The organism is Enterococcus sp. AZ084 (genome assembly GCF_051714905.1).
Taxonomy (GTDB): domain Bacteria; phylum Bacillota; class Bacilli; order Lactobacillales; family Enterococcaceae; genus Enterococcus_B; species Enterococcus_B pernyi.
In genome coordinates, this window is the sequence record NZ_JBIOSS010000001.1 from 1,445,979 (window position 1) to 1,465,663 (window position 19,685).

18 protein-coding genes are annotated in these 19,685 nt (G+C 38.1%); 14 read left to right on the forward strand and 4 right to left on the reverse strand.

Features of this window, described 5'->3' with window-relative positions; translation table 11 throughout:
• Positions 1-134: 134 nt before the first annotated feature.
• The 11 genes from IGI79_RS06710 to IGI79_RS06760 all read left to right on the forward strand — a co-directional run bounded on the left by IGI79_RS06710 (position 135) and on the right by IGI79_RS06760 (position 9,917).
• Positions 135-761 (forward strand): hypothetical protein, encoded by a 627-nt coding sequence (locus IGI79_RS06710; protein WP_195475942.1) that lies wholly within the window; start codon positions 135-137, stop codon positions 759-761.
• Positions 762-1,183: 422 nt separating this feature from the next.
• Positions 1,184-2,209 carry a tryptophan ABC transporter substrate-binding protein gene (gene trpX / locus IGI79_RS06715; RefSeq protein WP_195475944.1) on the forward strand — a complete coding sequence of 342 codons (1,026 nt, stop codon included), beginning with the start codon at positions 1,184-1,186 and terminating at the stop codon, positions 2,207-2,209.
• The gene (locus IGI79_RS06720; protein ID WP_019722826.1) at positions 2,206-3,087 is read left to right on the forward strand and encodes an ABC transporter permease; all 882 of its coding nucleotides are present in this window, start codon (positions 2,206-2,208) and stop codon (positions 3,085-3,087) included. The genes trpX and IGI79_RS06720 overlap by 4 nt, the downstream gene beginning before the upstream one ends.
• Before the next feature lie 2 nt (positions 3,088-3,089).
• Positions 3,090-3,860 carry an ABC transporter ATP-binding protein gene (locus tag IGI79_RS06725; protein WP_065095787.1) on the forward strand — a complete coding sequence of 257 codons (771 nt, stop codon included), beginning with the start codon at positions 3,090-3,092 and terminating at the stop codon, positions 3,858-3,860.
• Positions 3,861-4,041: 181 nt separating this feature from the next.
• Entirely contained in the window at positions 4,042-4,902 is an 861-nt protein-coding gene (locus IGI79_RS06730) for a shikimate dehydrogenase (protein ID WP_195475948.1), read from the forward strand.
• A 114-nt stretch (positions 4,903-5,016) separates the two neighbouring features.
• The gene (locus IGI79_RS06735; protein ID WP_195475950.1) at positions 5,017-6,165 is read left to right on the forward strand and encodes an LCP family protein; all 1,149 of its coding nucleotides are present in this window, start codon (positions 5,017-5,019) and stop codon (positions 6,163-6,165) included.
• A 508-nt stretch (positions 6,166-6,673) separates the two neighbouring features.
• The gene (locus IGI79_RS06740) at positions 6,674-7,297 is read left to right on the forward strand and encodes a hypothetical protein (RefSeq protein ID WP_438845765.1); all 624 of its coding nucleotides are present in this window, start codon (positions 6,674-6,676) and stop codon (positions 7,295-7,297) included.
• Positions 7,298-7,551: 254 nt separating this feature from the next.
• The gene (locus IGI79_RS06745; protein ID WP_065095791.1) at positions 7,552-8,109 is read left to right on the forward strand and encodes a hypothetical protein; all 558 of its coding nucleotides are present in this window, start codon (positions 7,552-7,554) and stop codon (positions 8,107-8,109) included.
• 20 nt (positions 8,110-8,129) lie between these two features.
• A complete protein-coding gene (locus IGI79_RS06750) occupies positions 8,130-8,708 on the forward strand; it encodes a hypothetical protein (RefSeq protein ID WP_065095792.1) in 579 nt (192 codons plus the stop codon).
• Positions 8,709-8,762: 54 nt separating this feature from the next.
• The gene (locus tag IGI79_RS06755; protein ID WP_065095793.1) at positions 8,763-9,317 is read left to right on the forward strand and encodes a hypothetical protein; all 555 of its coding nucleotides are present in this window, start codon (positions 8,763-8,765) and stop codon (positions 9,315-9,317) included.
• 18 nt (positions 9,318-9,335) lie between these two features.
• The gene (locus IGI79_RS06760; RefSeq protein ID WP_065095794.1) at positions 9,336-9,917 is read left to right on the forward strand and encodes a hypothetical protein; all 582 of its coding nucleotides are present in this window, start codon (positions 9,336-9,338) and stop codon (positions 9,915-9,917) included.
• 111 nt (positions 9,918-10,028) lie between these two features.
• On the opposite strand, the gene IGI79_RS06765 is transcribed toward IGI79_RS06760, so the two are convergent.
• The 3 genes from IGI79_RS06765 to IGI79_RS06775 all read right to left on the reverse strand — a co-directional run bounded on the left by IGI79_RS06765 (position 10,029) and on the right by IGI79_RS06775 (position 13,287).
• Positions 10,029-10,646, reverse strand: coding sequence for a hypothetical protein (locus IGI79_RS06765; protein WP_065095795.1), 618 nt, complete (start codon positions 10,644-10,646; stop codon positions 10,029-10,031).
• Positions 10,647-10,663: 17 nt separating this feature from the next.
• Positions 10,664-11,281, reverse strand: a complete 618-nt coding sequence (locus tag IGI79_RS06770; RefSeq protein ID WP_104776493.1) for a hypothetical protein — start codon at positions 11,279-11,281, stop codon at positions 10,664-10,666.
• Positions 11,282-11,406: 125 nt separating this feature from the next.
• Entirely contained in the window at positions 11,407-13,287 is a 1,881-nt protein-coding gene (locus tag IGI79_RS06775; protein WP_181055220.1) for an RNase A-like domain-containing protein, read from the reverse strand.
• Between the two features lie 418 nt (positions 13,288-13,705).
• On the opposite strand from IGI79_RS06775, the gene IGI79_RS06780 reads away from it, so the two are divergent.
• Entirely contained in the window at positions 13,706-15,928 is a 2,223-nt protein-coding gene (locus IGI79_RS06780) for a DNA topoisomerase 3 (RefSeq protein ID WP_438845766.1), read from the forward strand.
• Between the two features lie 24 nt (positions 15,929-15,952).
• Positions 15,953-16,267: a hypothetical protein gene (locus IGI79_RS06785; RefSeq protein WP_010735484.1), complete on the forward strand. Its 315-nt coding sequence runs from the start codon at positions 15,953-15,955 to the stop codon at positions 16,265-16,267.
• Between the two features lie 36 nt (positions 16,268-16,303).
• Here IGI79_RS06785 and IGI79_RS06790 read toward each other — a convergent pair whose 3' ends face one another.
• On the reverse strand, positions 16,304-16,792 hold the full coding sequence (locus IGI79_RS06790; RefSeq protein WP_104776494.1) for a GNAT family N-acetyltransferase: 489 nt from the start codon (positions 16,790-16,792) through the stop codon (positions 16,304-16,306).
• 261 nt (positions 16,793-17,053) lie between these two features.
• Here IGI79_RS06790 and IGI79_RS06795 point away from each other — a divergent pair, with 261 nt between their 5' ends.
• Positions 17,054-19,594, forward strand: a complete 2,541-nt coding sequence (locus IGI79_RS06795) for a cation-translocating P-type ATPase (protein WP_438845767.1) — start codon at positions 17,054-17,056, stop codon at positions 19,592-19,594.
• Positions 19,595-19,685: the final 91 nt, after the last annotated feature.

Consider the following 19,685-nt stretch of genomic DNA (forward strand, 5'->3'; position numbering starts at 1 on the left):
GACCAATGGACCGGATGATTTCTTCTGTAAAAGAGAGAATAAAGAAAGAATTTACATGAAAAACTAGTGTTTTATTTCGTTCTTTCGCTTGATTTTAGGTATAATTAAAGAAAGAACAGGTGGGGGAAAAGAGAATGCAGCGATTGATGGTAGAGATAAAGGATAAAATCATACTAAGCTACACGAATTTATCAGAGGATTTTGAACAACATCCTCAAAAATATTTCAGACGGATCGGTCTTCTTCTGAGCTGTTCATTTTTGTTGACGGCTGCAATGTTTTTTTTGCCAAGTAAAATCAAAGAAGCACAGGTGGATACATTGATTTATTCCTCGATCCATTCCGAAAAGCTACAGCCTTTGCCATTTTCTTCCGCGCATCAAGAGATCACTGATAGTCGAGCCATCTCTGTCATGTTTAGTCTGCCGAAAGGTGAACTTTACAAGCAAGTGGTGGATATATTTGAAGATCCGCAACAAAGTAGTGAATTGAATCGATCGATTTTCTTCTATCCACTCGTTTATGATACCCAAGAATTAGAACAACGATATGGGATCGAAAAAGATAAAATCACTATTATTTTCTTTGATGGCGGAAAAGAGAGAAATCGCTTAGTCCTTTCTGACCAAAGTAAAGAGGAACTTGAGAAAACCCTGGTTCCTGCATTGAATCGATTGCCACTGATCAACATCAAACAACTTGAAAAAGAATTAGCAAACGGCGAACAAACGGAAAAAACAACAGAGAGCACCTTGGAGTAAGTGTAGCGAAATACTTAGTGAAAAATAACAAAAAAACAAAAAAATAAAAAATTAGTTGACGGATAAATAAAATTCGATTAGACTTAGGATAACACTTAAAGGAAAGGATGGTCCAAGATGAACTTATCAATTCAATTTTTATCAGAACATAAAAATAATTGGCGTAACTGGCGTAGATAAGTTGTATCAAGGGCGAACTTTTTCGTAGATACAACTTTTTAGAGTACAACAATGTACGATTCTAAAGTTTGTATCTATGCTGGACAAGAATTTGACGACCGCATAGATGGCTCTATGCGGTTTTTTGTTGGTAAAAGACAATGACCGTACAAGCGGTGATTGTCTTTTTTTGTTCATTCGCTCGAAGTTACACACGTAGCCGATTTATTTAAAAAAATACATAACAAAAAGGGGAAATAAAAATGAAAAATAAACGATTGATCACAGTGATCGCACTGATACTTGTCTACTTGACCGGTACATTTATCTACGAAACAATCAAGGATCAACCATCTGTTGAAGGAAATCGAACGGGTGATAAAAAAGTGGTTGGGGTTTTACAGTTCGTTAGTCACCCTGCTTTAGATGAAATCTATCGAGGGATCAAAGATGGATTAAAAGAATCAGGTTTGGAAGAAGGACGAAACCTAGAAATCAATTTCCAAAATGGTCAAGCCGACCAAAGTAAATTAGCTACCATGAGCCAGCAATTAGTCCAAAACAACCCAGACGTTCTCGTAGGTATTGCGACGCCAGCAGCACAAGCCATCGCAAACACTACAAAGGATATTCCACTTGTCTTGGGCGCAGTAACTGATCCTGTAGGGGCAGGACTAGTACAAAGTTTAGAAGCACCAGGAGGCAACATCACAGGAGTGTCGGATCAACCACCTGTGGAAGCGCAGATCCAGTTAGCGACAGAACTATTACCAAAAGCAAAAACGGTCGGGATTCTTTATGCATCATCAGAAGACAATTCACGTTATCAAGTCAGCCAAGCAGAAGAAGCGGCAAAAGCCAAAGGACTAACACCAGTGAAGTATGCCGTCCCTTCAACGAATGAAATTGCGCAAACCGTCCAAGTCATGAGCCAATCAGTTGATTTTATCTATGTTCCTTTAGATAACACGATTGCTAACGCGATGCAAACGGTCATCAAAGAAGCAAATAAAGCAGATATCCCAGTAATTCCTTCTGTCGATACGATGGTCGAACAAGGTGGGTTAGCGACAATTGGAATCAATCAATACGAATTAGGTGTACAAACAGGTAAAATGGCAGCCGCTTTAGCAAATGGGAAAGAACCAGCCACAACCCCTGTCTATGTCTTTGATAAAGGCGATATCATCGTCAATGAAAAGCAAGCAGAACTATTAGGAATCACGATTCCTGAATCCATCAAACAAGATGCAAAAGTACTGACAGAGATCAAGGAGGAAGAACAATGATCGTATCCGCAATTTCACAAGGTATGTTATGGGCCATATTAGGTTTAGGGATTTTTATGACTTACCGCATTTTAGATTTCCCTGATATGACAACAGAAGGTTCATTCCCTCTTGGTGGGGCTGTCTGTGTAACAGCAATCACGCATGGCGTTAGTCCATTATTGGCAACGATTCTAGGTGTTTTGGCCGGAATGGCAGCTGGCCTTGTCACAGGCTTACTTTATACAAAAGGAAAGATTCCAGTCATCTTAGCCGGTATCTTAGTAATGTCAGGTTTAAACTCAGTCATCTTGTTCGTGATGCGCACACCCAACCTTTCATTGTTGAATCATCCAGTCTTACAAGATGTGTTCCACGCACTACATTTACCGAATTATTTTGACACTGTCTTATTAGGATTATTATCGCTGGGCTTATTGATCAGCGTGTTGATCTTTTTCTTCAATACAGATCTAGGGCAAGGCTATATTGCCACTGGAGATAATGAGACAATGGCACGTTCATTAGGAATCAAAACCGACCGTATGAAAATCTTAGGTTTGACTTTATCTAACGGAGTGATTGCTTTATCAGGCGCATTGATCGCTCAAAACGATGGCTATGCGGATGTCAACAAAGGAATCGGCGTGATCGTGATCGGACTAGCTTCGATCATCATTGGGGAAGTCATTTTCCAGGAGTTGACACTGATCGAGCGTTTATTAGCAATCGTTGTCGGAAGCATCATCTATCAATTATTGATTTTAGCTGTTATCAAATTAGGTTTTGATACAACTTATCTGAAATTATTCTCAGCGATCATCTTAGCGGCTTGCCTGATGATCCCACAAGTGAAACAAGCATTGAAATTAAAAACTGGCTTTGAAAAGGAGGTCTAACGATGACAGCTATCTTAACGATCAAAAATGGTAGAAAAGTAGTCAACAATGGGATGCACGAAGAAAAAGTATTATTGGATGATATCCAATTGACCATCAATGAAGGAGATTTTATCACTGTTCTTGGCGGTAATGGGGCGGGCAAAAGTACTTTGTTCAATACGATTGCCGGAACATTGCAATTAAGTCAAGGCGGGGTTTATTTTAAAGACCAGCCAATCACTAAGTTGTCAGAAGAAGCACGAGCTTTATTTCTATCACGCGTATTCCAAGACCCGAAAATGGGGACTGCACCACGGATGACCGTTGCAGAAAATCTATTGTTAGCTCAAAAACGTGGCGAGAAACGGACGCTTCGTTTACGTCAATTGAAAACCCAAAAAGAAGCGTTCTATAAAATATGCCAAGAAGTAGGGAATGGATTAGAGCAACATTTGGATACACCTGCTGGCGAATTGTCAGGGGGGCAACGACAAGCCTTAAGTTTATTGATGGCAACGATCAAAGCGCCAGAATTACTCTTGTTAGATGAGCATACCGCAGCGTTAGATCCAAAGACAGCCAAGCTATTAATGGAATTGACCAACCAACGCATCACAGAGCAAAAGTTAACATGCTTGATGATCACGCACCGTATGGAAGATGCTTTGAAATATGGGAATCGCTTGATCGTCTTACAAAAAGGCCGGATCGTCAAAGACTTAGCGAAAGAAGAAAAACAAGCATTATCCATGAACGATCTCTTACACTTCTTCGAGGAAGTCATCGATTAGTCATTCGAGAACGCTATCTCCGTTTGACAAGTTTGTTTCCTTCAATTTATACTTGTGATAGCAGGTATAATAACAATCAAAATCAATACGATTCATATTAGAAAAATGATTGATGCCGCTTGTTCCTTCGTAGGTTCTACGAATGGACGCGGCATTTTTAGCGTATTATAGGAGGCGTTCCATGATTTCAGGAAAAACAAGATTAGCAGGGATTTTTGCATCTCCCGTTACCCATAGTTTATCTCCATTGATGCATAATACAGCCTTTCAAGCGCGTTCGATCGATGCTGTTTACTTGGCATTCACAGTCGATCAGACGAATCTTATGCAGGCGGTTGAAAGCATTCGTACATTCAATATGTTAGGAGTCAATCTTTCCATGCCTAACAAAACAGCAGTTATTCCTTATTTAGATGAATTAAGTCAAGAAGCGCAGTTGATAGGCGCTGTTAATACCATCGTTCATCGAGACAACCGCTTGATCGGCTATAATACGGATGGCATGGGCTTCATGCGTTCAGTACACGAAGCGGGTGTCTCAATCAAAAACAAAAAAATAATCATGCTAGGTGCAGGTGGCGCAGCGAAAGCAATCGTTGTTCAAGCGGCATTAGATCAAGCAAAAGCAATCGTCATCTATAAAAGGAAGAATGCTACTTTTGCGAGTGTCGTTGCGGATTTTGAGAGAGTAGCGGAACAAACCAATTGTCCTATCATCGTCAAAGATTATGCAGATACTGAACAGTTGAAAAAAGATCTAGAAGATGCGGACCTTTTGATCAATGGTACCGATATGGGCATGGGCACAAAAAAAGAGTTGATGCCAATTGATCCTCAATTTCTCCATAAGAAAATCGCAGTTTTTGATTTGATTTATTCCCCTAAAGAAACACGCTTTCTAAAAGAAGCCAAAGCAGTCGGCTGTCTCACACGAAATGGGCTAGGGATGCTGATGTACCAAGGAGCAATTGCCTTTGAGCTTTGGACAGGCGAGACCATGCCGATTGAGGAAATCCAACCTTTACTCGTTTCAAAGGAATGAAACGCGTGATATCAAAGGATTCGTTAGCTTTTAGTTAAATTTACAAAGTTCTTACTGTTTTTCATTAAGAAGTATCGTATGATTTTACTGAGTTGAACAAAGGGAGGAAATCAAATGAGTCGGATGGATCGCTATCAGAACATCCATAAAAAAGCAAAACCAATCAAAGAAAAGTCATCGCCGCTATCTTGGCGACGCGCAAGTAAGAAACAAGCGGAGCCTGAAGAGGAAGCAATCCCTTCTTACGAACAAACTTATGAAGAACGTCCAAGTGATTCTCGATACTCAACGCCTTACGAAGAACACGTTCATTCAGAACAACAACCCCAGAAAAAAGGACTCTTTAAAAAGAAACAGCCCAAAGGTCCACGTAAGAAGCGGTCTTGGTGGAAAATCATAGTAGGGATCTTATTATTTTTATTTGTCTTTTCACTGATTTCATTTTTCGTCGGCAAGTTCGTGGCTGAAAATGATCAGTCACTGGAACCAGCGACTTCAGAAACATTCAACGGCACCCAATCAACAAGTGGCGCACACAACATTTTGATTTTAGGCAGTGATACAAGGGGTGAAGATGCGGGACGAGCAGATACGATCATGGTTCTACAATTAGATGGGCCAGCTCGTAAACCCAAATTGATCTCATTCATGCGGGATAGCTTCGTGACGATCCCTGGGGTCGGAGACAATAAAATCAATGCAGCTTATGCTTATGGTGGCGCTGAGTTAGTTCGACAAACCTTGTTAGAGAACTTTGGGCTGAACTGTCAATACTACATGAAAGTCGATTTCAAATCGTTTGAAAAAGTGATTGATGCCATGTTCATGAATGGTGTGTCGATCGATGCTGAAAAAGATTTGAATCTAGACGGTGTTGATATCGCTAAAGGCAAACAACGGATGGACGGTCATGTGCTGTTGCAATATGCGCGTTTCCGGATGGATGAAGAAGGCGACTTCGGTCGTGTCCGCAGACAGCAACAAGTAATGGATGCGATTTTCGGTCAACTAAAAAATCCATTGAACTTGATCCGTGCGCCATATGCTGCCGGAAAAGCAATCGGTTATACATCCACCGATGTACCGATGACTTTTTTAGTCAAAAATAGTTTCTCTATCTTACGTGGTGCTGGCGGAATCGACCGTTTAAGCGTCCCAGCGGATAATACTTGGAGCTATGGTCAAAGTGATTATGCGGGTAGTATCCTCGTATTAGATAAACAAATGAACCGTGAAAAGATTGAACAATTTTTGAGTAAATGATCGTTGATGTTTTGTTAAAAAGGCTTTTCTGGAGGTGATAACTTCTGGAAAAGCTTTTTTTGTGTGGATGTCTTAATTGCTATATAGTGTTTCTTTTTCCAATAGCTCCATTTTATCCTCCTCGCAAAAATCCACTTATTATTCAGATTGAATTTCTTAACAATTTTTTCATTTTTTATGAGCTTATTTTTTTACTTTTATTTCTTAAAAACATAAATTTTTGTTTCGCAGATACGACTTTAAAAAACAAGATAAATCAATCGGAGAAACTTGTCGATTTCTTTATCATGCGATAATATAATATTAAAAAGATAGTTATTCTACTTAAATACATATAAAATAACAATAAAAGGTAATTGGGTTTTCTGTTTAATTTTTTAGAGGTTCGAAGGATGATTATGAAATTTAAGTATACGTTTGGTGATGCAAAGATAAATAGGTCTTTTTGTAAAGTATAGGAATTATACTTATTGAGTACATACAACATTATTTAGAGGAGAAAAAAGCCATGGAATTATTGGTAAAAGAAACATTAGCATTAGAAGAAAAAAGGGATATACTTTTTCCGTATTACGTTGGTTATACGTTCTTTAAGGAAAATAATTACCAAGGAAAGAGCACCCATAAAGAGGCAATCATAGCCTACCTAAATTATTTAAGTCGTTTAGCAAAAACAAATCTTTGGTCATCAAAAAAACGCAAAGAAACTGGAAAAACTGTTACCCGTGAAATGTATGTAGCGAAATTTCGTGAACTAAATTCTGATTCAATTACTTACACAGAAATTGATCCTACTACGTTAAACTTAGATGGCTACCCCATTGAAGTCAACGAAGAGATGATGGAAGGTACTGAACTTACTGCGGAAGAATTGTTTATGGATGGTGGGGTATATGAGGAAGCTTTTTTTAATGAATTTCATGGTACAAAGTTATCTAAGAAAGAATTTAATCTGGTAAATGAACGTTTCTTTCCTTTAAAAGATAAATTGATCATCTATTCATGGAATTCAGAGTTTACAAATTATTTCAATTATGCGCGTGTGGGCTGGGGCGCCTATCTTTGGAGTGTTTATAATCCTAGAACTAAAATCTTTACGATCATCGAGATTTATTTAGCAGAACAGGGGTAAGAGGATAACAAACCTATAAGTAGGTTAAACAATTGAATCATTAATAATGAAAATATAAAAAAAGAAAGTACTTTTTCCTTTAGTAAAAGTAAATAATTGGGTAATAAAAACATAGGGAAACCGAAAACTGATCATTATGAAATGTATGCAGAGAAATTTCATTCATCGGATTTTGACTCAATTTTCAGTGCTTGGTGCTTTATTGACTACATAATAGAAAAGAAATCATCACATAAAAGAAAGGAAAGATCAATTTGAAATTATTAGATGAAGAAACGTATCGATTCCCTTTGACTATGATGGAGAATAATATCCCAATGAAAAATATCCCGATTCTTTTTCTATTCTTTCATGAGAAAGATTACGAGGAAGATAGCAGTCATCAACAAGCAGCAATTCAGCTTGTTAAGTTTGCGAACCAGAAAAAAAGATATCCTATGAATACTTGGAATAAGCAGGAACATTTAGATAACCGAATACAAGAATATACAATAAATCCTACGCGCATGACCGCTCGACGTTTAAGTCACGAGGTTTTTTTCTCAATTTATCGGGAACCTAAAAGACCGTTTATTTCAAATTATGCTTATGCATTCTTCCAGATGTCTTCAAACTATCTCGGAAAAGTAGAACATTTTATTCAAATGAACGATATTCTTTTTCCAGATAAAGAACAACTGATTATTTATGAGTGGAATAATACTTGGTCAGATTATTTTCATTATGGCAGACAGCATAGAGGGGCTTTTATATGGACGATCTATGATCCTAAAAGAAATAAGTTTACGGTGATCAATGCAAGCATTTTATGAGATTAGGAGAAAAATATAATATGAAGTTTTTACTACAGGAAACAGAAGTATTGAGCCAAAAATTAGAGGAGAAAGCATTATTTACAAGACGTTTAAATTTAGACTTTGTCTACTTTAAAGAGAAGGATTATCGAAATGTGGAGAGTCATCAACAAGCAGCGATTGAATTTATAAAGGTGATGAACAAAAAAAGACTAGGATACCCATGTGTCCATTTAACAGATTTACATTATTTTGATGATTTACCTATTTTTATTAAATCTGTGGCTTATCCTTATGCAGTGAATCCAGAGTTGATGTATGCGAAATCAGTATTGCCCCCTGCCTTTTTCTCTACTAAATGTGAGAATGGTAAATATGAATCTTCCTATGCTTATTCCATACTCTCACAGATATATAGACCTCAGCGAGAAGAGATTTTTTTAAAAGCCAATGAGTATCTATTTCCTATGCAAGAGAACCTAATAATCTACCAATGGAATAATGATTGGTCAAATTATTTTTCAATAGGTAGCGAGGAATATGGTGCGTATTTATGGACGATCTATGAGAGGGAAACTGAAAAATTTACGGTGATAGGTGCTTCGATGAGGTACTGAATACTACGTGAAAAATACTATCGAGTACATACAACATTTCTAGAGGAGGGAAAGATGAAATTTTTGGAAAAGGAAACAGATCGATTTGTACTGACTATGGTTGAAAAAAATATCTGGATGAAAGAGCTCGTACTCACTTACGGCTTCTTCCATGAAGAAAATTACAAAGGAGAAGAAAGTCACAAAGAAGCAGCACTTGCCTTTGTGACAGCAATCAATCAAAAGAGAGGACATACAAAAATTGAGTATACGGATAGAGTAAATTTCCCTGTCAATCTGAGAAAAACTTATTCCATCAATCAACTACTGATGCAAGGGTTTATAATCGAAGGGAATGTTTTCTTTTCTACAGCCTATGATTCGGACAAGAAATATACTTCCGATTATGCCACTGCTTTCTTTAAATTATCTTCATCTTATAAAGGAGAGGAGAAAGATTTTATTCAATTGAACAATCATATCTTTGGAAATAGAGCCAAACTGATTATCTATCAATGGAACAATACTTGGTCAGATTATTTTTCTTACATAAAGAAGATGAGCGGAGCTGCTTACTTATGGACAGTTTACGATGAAGAAAGTAAGAAGTTCACAGTTTTAGGAACTTGAGAAAGAAGGAGGTCGATCATGAGATTATTGAGAAAAGAAACATTCGAGTTTAAACAAAATGCCCACAAGAGAAACATTCCAGTGCAGGGTCTTTTGATAGATTATGTTTTTTTTGAAGAGACTGAGTATAAAGGACGCTCTAGTCATCGAAAAGTAGCACTTGAATTTATTAAAGTGATGAATGAAAAAAGGAATGTGCCGGGAATTTACTATACTGAATTACTTTATTTTGATTGTTTACCTAGATATGGCAATCAACTCCAGTATAGATATGCAGTGAATCCAGCCTTAATGTATGGGAAACTCTCAACGATCGAGGAGTTAATATCAATAGACAACAAAAGTGCAGGTGGTTATCAATCTATGTATACCTTTCTTTTTCTTCATCCTCCGTATAGTTATGGTGGTAAAAAAAACCACTTTATACAACTTAATGATTGGTTGTTTCCTGATAAAAAAAAGCTAACGGTGTATGAATGGAACAGCGAATGGTCAAATTACTTTTCTTTTGGAAGAGAATTATATGATGGATTTTTATGGACGATTTATGACAAAGCGCAACATAAATTTACAGTGATCGGAATTTCAATAGCTGATTGAATGACACAATTGATCAAGTATAATAATATGCAACTGAAAGTCATGTGATGACTCTCAGTTGCATATGTAAATAAGTGAAGAAAAAGCATTTTTTCAAATTCGGGTTCATCACTAAGGATTCAAAAATACACTGATTACTGTAAATCGTTTTCTTTTTTCATCGTAAATACTCCATAAATAGGCACCGTAACAATCACGCGCACGATTAAAGCGATTAGAAAAGGATGTATCCCACGCGTAGATTTTTAAATGCTCTCTTTCAGGAAAGAACCGTTGATTAAGCACTAAAAAATGTTCTTTACTCACTGTAGTTGTTTGAGTTTCATGGAAAAAGGCTTTTTCATAGATTCCTCTATTTTTAAATAGGATTTCAGGATTAATTTTTTCTGCTTTCATCATTTCTTTATTGACGTAAATCGGGTTTGTTTTCCAACCTAAGTAATCAGGGTCTCGCTTGATATAGATGAGTGGGTTAGCTTTAATTGAACAAAAATATTCGTTAAATTGTTCTATGCTTGTAGGCTTCCCAGTTTTTTCTCTTTGGTCGAATGCCCAATGATTACATTGTACAATTCGATTCGAAAATTCTAGATATCCTAGAATGGCTTGTTGGTGACTGTGAATTCCTTGATTATTATTTTCAATAAAGAAGGCATAATTAACATAAATCGGTATATTTTCACCACTCCAATCCCAACATGCTAGTGTTTCTTTTTCTAATAGTTCCATCTATTTGTCTCCTTTTACTAAGGTTCCAAAAGTATACTGATAACTGTAAAACGGTGCTTTTTCTCATCATAAATACTCCATAAATAGGCACCGAAACAATCACGTGCACGATTATAATGATTGGAAAAGGATGTATCCCACTCGTACACTTTTAATTGGGCTCTTTCAGGAAAGAATTGTTGATTGAGAGCTAAAAATTGCTCTTTAGTCACTTTGATTGTTTGAGTTTCATGGAAAAAAGTTTTTTCATAGATTCCTCTATTTTTAAATAGAATATCGGGATTGACTTCTTCTGCCTTCATCATTTTTTTATTGACATAAATTGGGGCTGTTTCCCAACTTAAGTAGTCGGGATCTCGCTTGATATAGATGAGTGGGTCAGCTTTAATTGAACAGAAATACTCGTTGAATTGTTCTATACTTGCAGGGTTCCCAGTTTTTCCTCTAAGGACTGATGCCCAGCGGTTACATTGCACGATTCGATTTAAAAATTCTAGATATCCTAATACGGCTTGCTGGTGACTGTTAATTCCTAGGTAATTATTTTCATAAAAAAAACCATAATTAACATGATTTGGAATACTTTTTTTATCAATTCTCCAACAGGTCAGCGTTTCTTTTTCTAGTAGTTCCATCTATTTTCCTCCTTTATGTCACTCAATTTCTTAAACCTCCAGTGTTTGAGAAATCGGAAGGTTAAATTAGAAAAAGATGGATCTTTAAATCCACCTTTTTCTGATTATTTTCTAACGAACTTCTATCAACTAGGTGTCCATCCTTCAATCGTTCTTTTTAAATCAGGAAATGCAGTAACAATAAAATATTTTCTATTTTTTCGAACTGCTTGTTTGGTCTTTCGGATCATGACCTTTGCATAAGGGATGTGTTCATGCCGATCAAATTGATTAGGTATTGTGGTTTTTGATAAACCAATACCGAGAGATTGCCCTAAAGACAATATACCATAGGATCGATAAGAAATCGTATTGCTGTTTTCTGGGAAATTGCAATAACCTAAGTCGAATCCTTTATCTCCGGCTAATAAATTTTCATGTTTTGCTGTCCAAACGGCATAGTTGATTATTAATAAAGCTTGGAGAGCATTATGAAAACTTGAAGTATATTCTAAAGTGGGAGTTGTTTCCATCCTTGTAAATAGGGTGTCCCAATTTTGAATAACATGATCTGTAATCGTATGACCTTTGCCGCCATGAGCAAAGTACTCATCATAGATTAAGTCGATGGGAGTATACCAGGCATCTTCGTTATCATCATATTTACGTAGTTCAGCTACCAAAGTATTGTAACTGGCAATGGTCCAGTCCCCTAATGCTGAATCAATTAAAGTTTCATTTGTGCCTTCATTGATTATGCTTCCTGTTTCTGGATCAAATGTCCCTCGCCTACCGTTAATCGTAAGAGCATTATCATAAGGTATTGCCTCATCACTATAAGAAAACTCAATCGCTCCAACTAAATGCGATGGAACTGCTTCCTGGGTTTGAGCATAGATGAAGTTTCCAGCACGATCCAATACGACTGCCGCACCGTATAGTGTCGCGATCATTCCAGAAGGGTCAAAGTCTAATCCATTGTTGTTTGGAGCTAAGGCTTCGCTTAAACTTTGGCTGATTTGGCTGGTTCGTTCATCATATGCGACAGCCATTTCTTGGGCAGTTTCAATAGCTAAGGCTTTAGAAGGTTCATTGACGACCCCGAATTCAAATGGTGTGGTTGCTTGGACGTAGTCGAGCAATTGTTCTTTTGTTGTGATCTCTGTTAAGAGCGTAGAGATGCTCGTATCAAGCTTGACTTGATAGTTAAAAGGTTCTGGGAAATCATAGCCGTAGTAAGAAGAACCGGTGATGTTCAAGATGGCATCATCTGCACCACGAACGGATTCGCCATACTGGATGCTTTCTAAAACGAAAAACTCATTCTGGGAGAGAGAATCGGCTAGTGACGTGTTACGTCCGACCACCGCTGCTTGTTCCCGTAGTGTCCAAGGGATGGTGTAGTTGATGTAGCGACGATAAAGTTCAACACGGTCACTGACGCTGAAAGTAAAGATTCCGTGGTCGCTCTCGCCAGTCAAGTACTCACGCATCAACGCATTGCTTGTTACATCTTGTGCGTAGCGGTTTTGTAAGGCTGCGGAGAAATTGTAGGTATTTGTTGTCGAATCGATTCCAGACATTGCAAAAGCGTTCAGTTCATTTTGAGTGGAGGCACTGCTACCGATCGATTCAAATAAGCCACTGTTTGTTTTCGCTAAATCAGCTGTTGCGACGCCTAAAGAGGCACCGAGCTGATAAAAGCCGACCCCTAGACCAATCCCTAGCAGAGCGGGGGCAAGAACAGCGGAGGCGGCGGTCGACAGTAAGCCAGCGCTAAGTGTACTACCTGATAAACCAGATGCATAAGCAGACATGCTGATTCCATTAAAAACGTTTAAGGCAACTGCTGCATTTTGTGGTTCTGCGGACGAAGGGATCGGTGAGGTGGTATCGATCGGAACGATGGCTTCGTCAGGTTGGGTGATTTCGCTAGCGATCGCTTCTTGGGCGTGGACATCAAGTGGCAAAGTGGCAAAAGGTGCGAGCAACAGACCAACAAGTAATAGGCGATAAAATTTTTTCATTTTTTACTCCTTTTTATCAAATGGCTTAAGTGACTACCAACAGTTCAACTACCAAAAACCTCCTTATTTGTGTCGTAGGTTGCTTAATTATATTTTCTAAAATATAACAATAAACTTCAAGTTTATTTAAAATTATAATTATAAAAAAACTCATTTTTTTATATAGTTATTTTCTTTGCAAATACTAATTATATGTTAAGTCTTGCTGTTCTTTTATCAATGTTTATACCCTTATTTAAAAATAACAGCATGATAATAATAAAAAGATAAATGTTCTTCTTTAGGTGATTATAGTTATTTTTTTGTAACGCTTTTTTCCATTCAACAAAAACATCTTCAATTTTTTCGCTATTCTTTTTGAAAGCCATTTGGTAAACTGTTAAGGAATTCTTATTTTATCAAGAAGAGGAGGGAAAACATGAAAACAGTGATACTTGCTGAAAAGCCTTCTCAAGCAAAAGCGTATGCGGAAACGTTCAAAAAAAGGAAAAAGCAGGAAGGTTATTTTGAAGTCAACGATCCACTATTCACAGGTGAAGTAACGATCACTTACGGATTTGGTCATTTAGTGGAAATGGTTCCTCCTGGAGAGTATGAAGAACGCTGGGCTAAGTGGTCATTGCCCAACTTGCCGATATTTCCAGATCAGTTTAAATATACGGTCCCTCCAGAGAAGCGGGCCCAATTTGCGATCGTTAAACGACAATTACAAGCAGCTGATACGATCATTATCGCAACAGATAGTGACCGTGAAGGTGAAGCGATTGCTTGGTCGATCATCCGGCAAGCGAAAGCCTTTACGAAGCAAAAGCAGTACTTACGTTTATGGATCAATTCATTGGAAAAAGAAGCCATCTACCAAGGGTTCAAACAACTGAAACCAGCGGAGCAATTTTATCCAAAATACAAAGAAGCACAAGCACGTCAACATGCGGATTGGCTGATCGGGATGAATGGCAGTCCACTGTATAGTTTGCTGCTGCAACAAAAAGGAATCTCAGGGAGCTTCTCCTTAGGGCGTGTGCAAACACCAACGCTTTATATAATCTACCAGTTACAAGAAGAAATCAGAAAGTTTAAAAAAGAACCTTATTTCGAAGGAGAAGCGCAGATCAAAAGTCAACATGGACAGTTTGTCGGTAAAATCGAGCCGAAACAAACTTTTAAGACTGCGAACGAATTAGTTGCTGCGATAGAGGCAAAAGGTGTGCATTTAGGAAAACAACAAGGAACGATCTTACAAGTAACGAAAAAAGAAAAACAACAAAGTAGTCCACGTTTGTTTTCTTTGTCAAGTTTACAATCGAAAATGAATCAACTGATGAAAGTCAGTGTGAAAGCCACACTTGATGCAGTCCAAGGCTTGTACGAAAGTAAGTTTTTGAGTTATCCTCGAACAGATTCTTTTTACATCACAGAAAGCGAACACCAGTATCTTGTCCAAAATCTTGATCGCTATAAAGCGTTTTTAGGGATCACAGAGGTAGCGACACCTGAAACATTTCCTAAAAAACGATATGTGGATGCAAAAAAAGTCCAAGAGCATCATGCGATCATTCCGACAAAAACGATACCGACGAAGGAACGTTTTGCGAAGCTTTCCCGGCTAGAGCAAGCGATCTATTTGCAGGTGATGCGTACGACTTTAGCAATGTTTGCAGAAAATTATCGCTATGAAGAAACCGTGATCCTTACAGGAGTGGAACAATTACGTTTGAAGAGTGTAGGGAAACGTCCGATCGCAGAAGGCTGGCAACAAATCTTGACCGTAAAAAGCAAGAAAAAATCAGATGGTCAGCTTTTGCCTAAAGTTAGTGAACAAGAGGTAGTGGCTGTTGATCTGAGAAGCCTTGAGAAAGAGACTCAACCACCTAAGCCCTACAATGAGGGAACGCTGATCACTGCGATGAAAACCGCAGGAAAGACCTTAGACGATGAAGAAGCGCAAGAGATTCTGAAAGAAGTGGAAGGGATCGGAACGGAAGCTACCCGCGCGAGCATTATTGAAAACTTGAAACAACGGCACTATATCGAAGTCAATAAAAATGATATTCAAGTGACTGCCAAAGGTATCACTTTGTGTAAAGCAGTAGCAGGAGAATCTTTACTGACAAGTGCTGAGATGACGGCGCGGTGGGAAAGTTATTTGAAAAAAATCGGTGAACGGCAAGGAACGCCAGAAGTCTTTTTAGAAAATATCAAAAAATTTATTCTGCATTTATTAGAAGTCGTCCCAGAACAAGTAAAAACAGTCGACTTGTCGGAAGAGCAAAGCGGATTGATGCAAATCGAAGCAATGGAGAAGAAGAATGACCAAGTCGGGCGTTGTCCCAAATGTAAAAAAGGCACTGTGATGTTGTATCCAAAAATCGCGACATGTACGAACAAGGAATGTGATTTTAAATTATGGCCTACGATTGCTAAGAAGAAATTGACCAAAACAAATCTTAGAGAGTTACTCTCAAAAGGAAAGACTAGTAAAGTGGTCAAAGGATTCACGGGGAAAAAAGGAAAGTTTGATGCTGTCCTTATTTTGAAAGAAGATTTAACGATCGGCTTTTCATTTCCTTGGATGGAAAAAAAGAGTAGGTATATATATTCCGAAAAGTCAAAATGCCTAAACCAAAAAATACTAAAGTAATCATTATTAGAGGAGTACTTGTACGTGAAAAAAATCAATTCGCTTTTGAATTATGCGATGGGGTTGTTAACGTTGGTTGCGCTATATCAAGCGGTCATCGCATATCCAGAATATGGAACCAAATTATTAGCTATTACAAAACATCCGACTGGCTACTCACCGACGGTCATTTTGACAACTTTGACCGCAGCAGCCAAGAGTGGCACATACTTGTTGCATACAACGAGTAGTCTACTGAAAAGAAAGAAACAACGGAAACAGTTGCTTTTCGTATTAGCTGCGGCGGGTGTTGTTTATTTCTTACCAGTGATTACGCAATTTATTCAACAGTTCATATAAATAGATAAAAAAAGACGACGATAGAGAAAAATTTCCTTATTCGCCGTCTTTTTTCAATTCTTTGATATACCAAGCGTCCATCGTCGAGTGTTCAGAACCTGCTAGTGGATCAGCTATCAAGTGAAAGCCGAACTTTTCATACAGTTTACAAGCAGGCTTTAAGGAAAGCATCGTTTCTAAATAGCATTGACGGTAATGTTGAGTGGCATAAGACAATGCTGTTTCCATCAATTGGTTGGCAATTCCTAAACCTTTTGCTTCTGGGGCTAAGTACAATTTTTGTAATTCACATATCTGATTTTGCTCGTCGAAAGGTGCAATGCCGATTCCGCCAACTACTTTATTTTCTAATTCCACCACCCAATAAGCAGCACAGGGGAGAGCATGGTAGTAGTCTGTTAAATGGTCTAATTGTGGGTCGAAATAGGCAGTTCCTTCAATCGCTAAATCGAGTGATTCTAGGGAAGTTTGAATAATTTCTTTGATGATTGGATCATCTTGTGGTTTGATTTCTCGGATCAGCATCGGACAAGGCTCCTTTTCTATCGTGTTTATTTATCGTAATACAAATGAACGGAAGGGTCAATTTACTTTGTACTCAGAGGGACATTCTTTTATCAACTTCTCCCTTGACCCATTGCTTGAACTGTGAAATAATAACTTCATAAAAAATTTATGACTTAAGAGCGTTCGCCGGAACGATCTTGTAGGAGTCAGACAAACGAACCGTAGGCTTTAATGGTTCGTTTGCCTGGCTCCTTTTTGTTTTGGGAGGGAATAGGCAGAATGAAAATAGAAAACTTACAGACAGATAGACAAAAAGGATTAACGGAACAAGAAGCAAACGATCGATTAGAATACTACGGTGTGAACTCGATTGACACTCAGTCAACTAAATCTTTTATTGCTTATCTCAAAGAAGCAATGAAAGATATCACGATTTTAATTTTACTTGTTGCCACAGGCCTATCTACGTTTATTGCTTATCAAACACATCCGGATGATTTTACAGAATCAATTGTCATCTTTTCAATTGTCCTATTAAATCTTTATTTATCGATACGGCAACAAAAAAGTGCGGAAAAATCAATGGATCAATTGAAAAAAATGGGTGCGTCAACTAGTCGTGTCTTGAGAGAAGGTTCCGTTAAAGAAATAAACAGCTCTGAGATCGTTCCTGGTGATATTGTACAACTTAAATTGGGTGATCGTGTCCCTGCTGACGCGAAAGTAATTACAAGTACTAATTTCTTTGTTGACGAATCGTTTTTGACTGGAGAAAGTGAACCGAGTGAAAAAGACGCTTCTTATCAACCTACTGATAATGAAGCATTGAGTGATCGTAAAGACCTAGTATTTTCAGGTTCATTGGTTGTGACAGGTAAAGCGACAGTCTTAGTTGAAAAAACTGGTAATGCTACAGAAATCGGAAAAATCTCTCATTTGATCACGAATGAAGGAACGCATGTCGCACCACTGCAAGTCAAAATGCAAAGACTGGGTAAAGTACTAGGGATAGTCGCAATCACTGCTGGTTTCTTAGCAATTGTAATTGGTTTAGTAAAAGGTTTGAGCCTAGAATCAAGTATCATGACTGCAATTTCAATGGCCGTTGCAGCAATACCAGAAGTATTACCGGTTGTCGTAACCATCTCTTTAGCTGTGGGAATGGGGAATATGGCAATTAAGAAAACCATTGTTCGAACACCTTCAACGGTTGAAACAGTAGGCGGTGTCTCTGTGATTTGTTCAGATAAAACGGGTACGATTACTGAAAATAAAATGACGTTGAAAAAAATCGTTCCTCTAACAGAATTACCTACTCTTATAGACTTCACTAAAGACAAGGAAAAAAATCTACTTTTACTGTTTTATCTTGCGAGTGGTTTTTCTGAGAAAGAAGGAGGGAGTAATCCAACGGAATTAGCGATTCAAAAAGCTGTAAAAGATCAATTTTCGGAGAAAGAATTACAGGAATCTCTTTCTGATTTGAAAAAAATCAAAGAATTGCCCTTTGATTCAAAAAGAAAACGTATGACTGTCGTCTATCGTATGGGTCAAGAATATCTATCGGTCACAAAAGGAGCATTCGATAGACTACACTTAGTGAATCTAAACGAAGATTACCAAGCGGAACATGATCAACTTGCTGATCAAGCGTACCGTGTATTAGGGGTAGCCTACAATGTATTCCAACAATCAATCGAAGAATTATCAGAGGAAGAACTAGAGGAGGAGTTGTCATTTGCCGGCTTTATCGGCATTATCGATCCAGCGAGGAAAGAAGCAGCAAAGGCAGTGGAAGTAGCCAAAAAAGCAGGAATCAAAACCATTATGATCACTGGCGATCATTTATTAACAGCTTCACGTATTGCTAAAGAAGTAGGGATAATGGGAGAAGGAGACCAGGCAATGACAGGGGCGGAACTGAAAAGAATGGGTGACAAACAGTTAGCCGAAACTATCGATAGGTATCGAGTGTTTGCTCGAACGTCGCCTGAGGACAAGATACGAATCGTTAAAGCTTTTCAACAAAATGACGAAATCGTCGCCATGACAGGGGACGGAGTGAACGACGCTCCGGCATTAAAAGCAGCGGACGTCGGCATTGCTATGGGGAGTGGAACGGAAGTGGCGAAGGAAGCTTCTGATATGGTTTTAGTGGACGATCATTTTGCAACGATCGTCCAAGCGGTAGAAGAGGGGCGAAGAGTGTATCAAAATATCCGTAAATCTCTATATGCCATGTTAGGTTGTAATATTTCAGCTTTAACGATCGTATTGATTTCTTTGATCTTAGGTTGGGGCGCGCCGGTCACAGCGATCCAATTGTTGATCATCAAAGTAGTCGCAGATGGCATCCCTGGTTTTAGTTTAAGTGTCGAACCTGCAGAGGAAAAAAATATGGAAAAACAACCGATCCATAAATACGATAGCATTTTTTCACGAGGATTGACCTTTAAGATCCTTGAAATCTCTGTCGTGTTTACCGTCGTCACATTATTGGCTATAGTTATTGGTCGTACACAATCAGTAGCGATTGCTGAAACAATGACATTTATTGTCTTAGGATTATCCACGATCAGCCATATGTATAATTGTCGCAGTGAAGTATCTATTTTACGATTGAAATTTTTGGGCAATCCACTGTTAGTCTTAACTACAGCAATTGGCGCATTGATCATTGTCTTATTAGTGACAATCCCTGTTACACAACATATCTTTGGATTTGTAACGATTGGACTTTCCAATTGGCTATGGGTTCTTGGTTTATCTGTTATTCCAGTAGCCTATATCGAAGTAAAAAAATGGACACATCTGTTTTAAAGAATTACCTGAAGGATTTTCTCTTAGTTAAGTTTGATTTTGTTCGTCTGTCGTTTATTTTTCCCGAAGCTACGGACGAACTTTTCTTAAA